Genomic DNA, 5,775 nt, shown 5'->3' with positions numbered 1-5,775 from the left:
AGGTTGATCTGGCGGCGCAGGCATGCGCGGAGTTCAACAACGGTCAGTTTGACTTAGATTGGGGCGCGGTTGAAAGAGTCGATCTCGACGGGGATCTACAACGCGACTGGGTTCTGAACGAATCTGGTTTCGCGTGCTCGAGCGCCGCATCTCTTTTTTGCGGAACTGGCGGATGCATGTCGCACTTCTTGATTGAAGAGGAGGTTCACTCCTTGCTTAACCGAGGCTGGACGGTTGTTGACTTCGGGCGTCAACGCATTGTCCTTGCGGATGTCCACGGAAGCAATTGTGACGGAATAAACCCGACGCCTTGCGTCACCGCCAGTGTTTGGGATGCGGACGCTAAGACGTGGCGCTCGTCTGCTGGCGATTGGGAATAAGTTGCATTTGCGAATTGCAGATAAGCCCTCGGTTTTAGGTAGTTCAGACTTTCTTTGAGGATCAGCTTGTCCAGTTCCAGTTCGGCCACGATCTTCTTCAGCCGGGCATTTTCTTTCTCCAGGCTGCGCAAATCCGACAGTTGCGACTTGCCCATGCCACCGAACCGACGCCGCCAATTGTAGTAGGTCGCATCGCTGACACCGACACCACGACAGGCTGTTCGAACATCGTCGCCATCTGCCAGCTTAAGTTTAATCTCACGCAGCAGCTTCAGAATGTCTTCGTCCGAGTATCGCTTCCGAGCCATCCCTTGTTCCCCCTTCTCGGCCAAAGTAGTGGCCCAATTTTAGGGGGCAAAGACAGTTTCTACTATCAGCGGATGTTCGACATAATCGGGGCGACGACTTAGTTGCGGGCAAAGTGGTCGTTAGACTCCGGCGATCCATGGCCTTTTCTTGCAAAGAGAATTCGCATCAATCCTCAATTTTTACGTTAGCAAATTGTGTGCTCAACCAGCGAGGCGAAGTGAGGTTGTCGCCATAGCGCTCCTCAATTCGGCTTTCAATCTCTTAGATATCTCGCGATCTTTGAAGTATTCAGTTTGAATAAATGTAGAAGGTCTAAAGTTCGGATCGTGAAGCAACAAATCGCGAACTGCTCGTTCAAGCTTATGGTCATTATTCAGGTGAGTTGCGGCCGCAGTCCGATAAGCTGCCGCCCGCCGGGTGAGCCTCGCAAATTCATCCACGGTGTTAAAACAGGCCTCAAAATCATGCATGACGTAGTAGGCAATTGCCTCTAGTTCGCGGCAATATTCGGGCAAAAAGGGATCAAGCATCTTTGCACGCTTTTGATACTCAAGAGCAGCCTTTCCATCTCCGAGAAAGTTATGGAGTTCACCGGTTCGTCCAACAATGAACGCGTGATTTGGGTTTAACTCCAGAGCGCGATTGAAGTGGAACTTAGCCCGTTCAAAGTCACGAACATAGAGCGCCAAAGAACCGGCAATTCGATGGCTTTCAGCGTCCGTTTCATCCAGCTCGACAGCTAGGTTCCCTGCTTCGACCAACTCATCCCATACATCTTCACCGGTCCATTCTGCTACTGTAGCGACAGCGCACGCCCTCCACGCATGAACTCGACCATATCCTGGATCTCGTTTCAGCGCTTCGTCAAACCAATGAACCGCTTCCTCTGCATTCTCCTTTGTGACTCCACCAATCCGGTGATAATACAAACCGCGGATTAAACATTCATAGGCTTCCAGGTCACCCGGACGTTTTCGCTGTGCCGTGGCTTCCAATTGCCGTTCGATCTGGCCAGCCACACTCGCGACGATTTTGGCAACAAGGTCATCCTGAAAATCGAAAAGATCCTCTAGATTGCAATCCGCCCGCTCTGTCCAAAGCTGTTCGCCTGACACTGCATCCGTCAGATACGCGTTGATCCGAATGCGATTTCCCAGCTTGCGAACCCCGCCTTCAAGACAGAAACGCACGCCGAGTTTTTGTCCAAGTTCACGAGCGTCCGCCGCAACCCCTTTTAACCCAAAACTAGTATTCCTGGAGATCGTGAGAATGTCAGGGAACCGGGACAGTTCTGTGATGATGTCTTCCGTCAGGCCATCGGAAAAATACTCCTGCTCGGGATCATTGCTCATGTTCTTGAAGGGAAGCACAACAATTGAGTTGGTGGACTTTTGCAGTTCCGCCACGTAGGGAAGGCTACTGTCCTCGATAAGCGCAGTTCCGCAGCTGTGCGTGCCAAGCTCGCCTGCAACAGCGTAGACCGTAACTGGTTCGGAAATGTTCTTGAGCTTTCGGGTGCCCTTGTTCTCAAACTTGAGCTGGGCCAACCGCTTGGCGTGATCAAACACAGCATTACTTACGAGGACCATACCCGGCTCAGCTTCAGACTCAATACGACTTGCTACATTCACCCCATCGCCAAGCAAATCGTCGCCATCTACTACGACATCGGCAAGATGGACCCCAATCCTGATTTCTAGTCCTATCTCTCGCTTGGTTACTGGAGCAGCGAGTTGAAGTTGTAAGTTATAAGCACAGCGAACTGCCGCCACCGGGCTAGAAAACTCCAAAAGAAAACCATCGCCCGCGCGGTTAAAGACCCGCCCATTGTGCGTGGACGCAACAGTTCCGATTAACTCGCTTAACAGACTAACACGATTTATCGTGTCGATTTCATCTTCACGCATCCGAGTGGAATAACCGACAACATCAGCGGCCAAGATCGTAGACAATCTCCTATTCATATTGGAGGTTCCTTTTGCGCATAAATTTTAAGCCCAAATGCACGATTGACCCATAGTAAGCCATTTGACTTCAAGAGTCTGCAAGTCGGACAAGCAAGCTTTGATTTAAAGATTTGAATATTGCCGACTCTACCCGGTTGTGGCGAAATTCAGATACCTACAACTTGGTCCTTGAGGCTATATAGAATGTACAAAACCTCTTCTTGTTCCCTTTGGTCGACGTCGTTGGCCTTTAGGGCATTCATGGCGTCGTCCAGAACTGCGACAAACTCATCTCCGCTGATGTTCATGTGCCGATGCGCAGCAACCATATCCTTGCCCGTATAGATCTCAGGCCCGCCAGAACCAGTTATGAAGAAGTCTCCTGCCATTTGTTTGAGGTGCTCCATCTCAGTTCCCGCAAATCGTGCAGCGACAACTGGGTTTTTAGAGTGATTGTCCACCAGAACGTCGACTATTCGCCGAATACCATCCGTTCCTCCCAGACGTTCATATAGCGTCTTTGACATGGTGCCCCCCGTGTCTGGCTCACCTCAAACCTAGATCTCTTGTGAATGCTAGCATGCCGCACTGATTGGCACCAAATCTATAGCATTCAGGCGATGTCTATGATCGTAAACCATCACAAAGTGTGATGTCTGCTTAGGGCTCGAGGCAGACGTTCGCAAAATCGCGATGCATGTCCGCTTTGCGGACAAAGCTGACTATGTCTTTATGGCCGCTCCGGCTTGGCCTACACTGACAGGACCTCAGAAATGGAGATCTCGGGAAAGGTTATGCCATGACACGCTTCAAAAGGAACGGGACGTGCGAAGGTCATATTTTTCGAAGCAGTTTTCTGGCCGTCGACGCGACGTTCTGACATGAGAGATACTATAAGCCCCTCACCAGAACTGGCCGCTATAGTGGCACGATGGATCAACGCCTACGGTCGGGGCGATGGTGAGACGGTGGCACATCTTTTTTCTGATGACACTGCCCTGTCATACTTTGGCTCAGCACAGGGCGAGGCTTGGAAAGGCGATGCGCTGCGTCGCGGTATGGAGCAATACATCGGGGAGGTTCCACGGTTCAAGTGGCACGTAGAGGAACTGAGAGGATTTGAATGCGGTTCGCTCGGTTGGGTCGAATGGGAAGCAACTATTGAGGGTATTGAGACAGGACAGTCCGCGCATCTGCGTTCCACAGTTATTCTGAAACTCGACAAAGGATCCTGGAAGATTGTGCATGTTCACAATTCCATACCGGTCAATAACGTAGAGGGATTTGGGTACGAGGCCAGAGGCTTTGAGGAACTGCTCGATGCCGCCCTCTCTACACCCCACGAACTCGGGCAAAGTGGTATAGCGACCATCATGTTCACCGATATCGCGGACAGCACAAAAATCGCTGAAGCTATAGGTGATACGCTTTGGAGCGACGCCCTCGGAAGACATCTGCGACTTGTCGAAACGCAGATCGTCGGGAGTGGTGGACGTACGGTGAAATCACTGGGAGACGGGGTGATGTCGTCTTTTGCTTCCGCAAGGGCAGCATTGCTGGCAGCCCAGAATATCCAGCAGGCGAACGCGGCGGAAACAAACGAGCCAAAGTTGCGGGTTCGCATCGGCTTGCATACCGGCGAAGTGATTACTTCTGATGCCGATCACTTCGGGACCGTTGTCAACAAGGCCGCACGAATAGCCGCTCTCGCTGCACCAAGTGATATCCGCGTCTCGGATGCCACACGGATCATGGTGGGCGGATCACAGGATTTTCAGTTCGCTGAGCAAATGACTGTTCCGCTTAAAGGTCTCGAAGGAGAGCATACAATTTTCAAACTCAACTGGCTTGAGACAACTTGAGACCGAAAGCGTCAAAACAGAAATCCCAATGCACGAATAATGTACTCGAGTGAAGTCCCAATCTGGACACCTAAAGATTTTGCTAACACGCCATTTGATAGCCTAATCGGGAAGCCGGGTTGTAAAGCGGAGCGGCGCCAAAATGACTTCTGAAAGCAAAATAACTTATCTTTCTGACGAAGACTTGGAAGGTTTAGGGATCCAACCTTCGGAAGTTGCCGACGCGATTGAATCTGCGCTGATAGCCAAGGCAAGTGAGCAGCTTCATACGTCCCCTAAGACAGCCATTTTGCCCGGGGATGGACGGTACGCAATGTCGACCTTGGCAGTGGGAGATGATGGGTTCATCGTGACCAAACAGGTAACGGTGTGTCCGAACAATCCGGCAAAGGGGCTCCCTGCGATTAACGGCGCTATCATGGTTATGGACGGGCAAACCGGGGTTCTCCGAGCAGTCTTAGGGGCAAATTGGGTAACGGCTGTTAGAACAGCGGCGCTGTCAGTCGTTGCCGCGCGTCGACTTGCTGATCCTACTGCTGAGACAATGGCTTTTGTTGGGGCCGGCGTGCAAGCTCACTCCCATTTGGTTGCGTTTTCCGAGGTTTTCCCCTTGAAAAGCATTCGTGTGTTCGGACGTGGCAAAGCGAATGTCGACAAGCTTTGTCGCCGGGCTCGAGACATGGGCTTCGAGGCCCAAACAGCCGCCAATGCCAAGGATGCCTTGCGTGATGCCGATCTGGTAGTGACATCAATAACTTTGGACTATTCCACCGAACCTTTTCTGGATGCCCGATGGCTAAAGCCGACTGCCTTCGCCGCCATTACAGATGCCTGCATTCCGTGGCTTCCAGAGGGTATGACCGCTTTCAAAACTGTTATTGTTGACGACCGAAAACAGGAATCTGAAAGCGACAAACCAATGCTGCCATATCAGCGAGTAACAGGGGACTTGACGGAAATTGTCTCGGGAGCAGTCGATACCACTTTAAGCGAGAAACCGGCTGCATTCGCTTTCAGAGGGATTTCTTTGGGAGATTACGCAACAGCGGTACTCGCAGTTCGTCGGGCCGCCGAGGTACGAGCTCGACAAAAGTAGGAATCTTTCGGCTTTCGGCTCAGCGCTGCCATTTTCTGCGATGAGCATGATTGACCGCTCGCAGCCCAAAGCGGACATCGAAATTGCTCAAACTAGGGTCAGGACTCGTTCTTGTTTCATAGCCAGAAGATGACCGTGGCGGCGAGAGCGATGGCGGAGAGGAATACCTTTGGGCACCTGTC

5 protein-coding genes are annotated in these 5,775 nt (G+C 51.7%); 2 read left to right on the top strand and 3 right to left on the bottom strand.

Annotated elements, in window-relative coordinates; translation table 11 throughout:
* Window positions 1-250 precede the first annotated feature (250 nt).
* The 3 genes from ACR0C5_RS19615 to ACR0C5_RS19605 form a co-directional block, all read right to left on the bottom strand.
* Window positions 251-688: a transposase gene (locus ACR0C5_RS19615; protein WP_480878613.1), complete on the bottom strand. Its 438-nt coding sequence runs from the start codon at window positions 686-688 to the stop codon at window positions 251-253.
* A gap of 201 nt (window positions 689-889) precedes the next feature.
* Window positions 890-2,629, bottom strand: a complete 1,740-nt coding sequence (locus ACR0C5_RS19610) for an adenylate/guanylate cyclase domain-containing protein (protein ID WP_480878611.1) — start codon at window positions 2,627-2,629, stop codon at window positions 890-892.
* 173 nt (window positions 2,630-2,802) lie between these two features.
* Window positions 2,803-3,162 carry a group I truncated hemoglobin gene (locus ACR0C5_RS19605; RefSeq protein WP_480746749.1) on the bottom strand — a complete coding sequence of 120 codons (360 nt, stop codon included), beginning with the start codon at window positions 3,160-3,162 and terminating at the stop codon, window positions 2,803-2,805.
* A gap of 354 nt (window positions 3,163-3,516) precedes the next feature.
* Here ACR0C5_RS19605 and ACR0C5_RS19600 point away from each other — a divergent pair, with 354 nt between their 5' ends.
* Together ACR0C5_RS19600 and ACR0C5_RS19595 are read left to right on the top strand one after the other, a co-directional pair.
* Window positions 3,517-4,497 carry a nuclear transport factor 2 family protein gene (locus tag ACR0C5_RS19600; RefSeq protein ID WP_480746748.1) on the top strand — a complete coding sequence of 327 codons (981 nt, stop codon included), beginning with the start codon at window positions 3,517-3,519 and terminating at the stop codon, window positions 4,495-4,497.
* Window positions 4,498-4,639: 142 nt separating this feature from the next.
* Window positions 4,640-5,593, top strand: a complete 954-nt coding sequence (locus ACR0C5_RS19595; protein WP_480878608.1) for an ornithine cyclodeaminase family protein — start codon at window positions 4,640-4,642, stop codon at window positions 5,591-5,593.
* Window positions 5,594-5,775 lie beyond the last annotated feature (182 nt).

This window comes from Ruegeria sp. N8, from assembly GCF_056531325.1.
Note: the sequence above shows the minus strand (reverse complement) of the source record. Positions and strands in the feature narration are given on the sequence as shown.